The organism is Streptococcus danieliae (genome assembly GCF_013415245.1).
GTDB classification, from domain to species: Bacteria; Bacillota; Bacilli; order Lactobacillales; family Streptococcaceae; genus Streptococcus; species Streptococcus danieliae_A.
Map to the genome: position 1 here is coordinate 1 of NZ_JACBXX010000237.1, position 809 is coordinate 809.

At 46.6% G+C, this 809-nt stretch carries 1 protein-coding gene; it reads left to right on the top strand.

The genetic code is table 11. From position 1 onward, the window contains the following. The coding region (locus tag HZY94_RS09860) for a Rib/alpha-like domain-containing protein (RefSeq protein WP_257151920.1) at positions 1-809 on the top strand (809 nt) is incomplete at both ends.

Genomic DNA, 809 nt, shown 5'->3' on the forward strand with positions numbered 1-809 from the left:
CGGACAGTAACACACCAGCTCCAATGGATCAGACTGTTAAAGTTGGCGAAATGCCATCAGCCGAGAAATCAATCGGTAACATGACTGAGCTTCCAGCAGGTACTAAGGTAGCATTCGAAACACCAGTGGACACAAGCCAAGCTGGTGATAAACCAGCTACGGTAGTAGTAACTTACCCAGATGGTTCTCAAGACACGGTTCCTGTGACAGTTAAGGTTGCAGAAAATCCAAGTCAAGCAGACACGAATACACCAACTCCAGCAGATCAAACGGTTAAGGTTGGAGAAACACCATCGGCTGAGAAGTCAATCGGTAATATGACTGAGCTTCCAGCAGGTACTAAGGTAGCATTCGAAACACCAGTAGACACAAGCCAAGCTGGTGATAAACCAGCAACTGTTGTAGTAACTTACCCAGATGGTTCTCAAGACAAGGTTCCTGTAACAGTTAAGGTTGCAGAAAACCCAACCAACACACCAACTCCAGCGGATCAAACGGTTAAGGTTGGAGAAACACCATCGGCTGAGAAGTCAATCGGTAACATGTCTGAGCTTCCAGAAGGCACCCAAGCTGCCTTTGAAACACCAGTAGACACAAGCCAAGCTGGTGATAAACCAGCTACGGTAGTAGTGACTTACCCAGATGGTTCTCAAGACAAGGTTTCTGTGACAGTTAAGGTTGAAGAAAATCCAAGTCAAGCGGACAGTAACACACCAGCTCCAATGGATCAGACTGTTAAAGTTGGCGAAACACCATCAGCCGAGAAATCAATCGGTAACATGACTGAGCTTCCAGCAGGTACTAAGGTG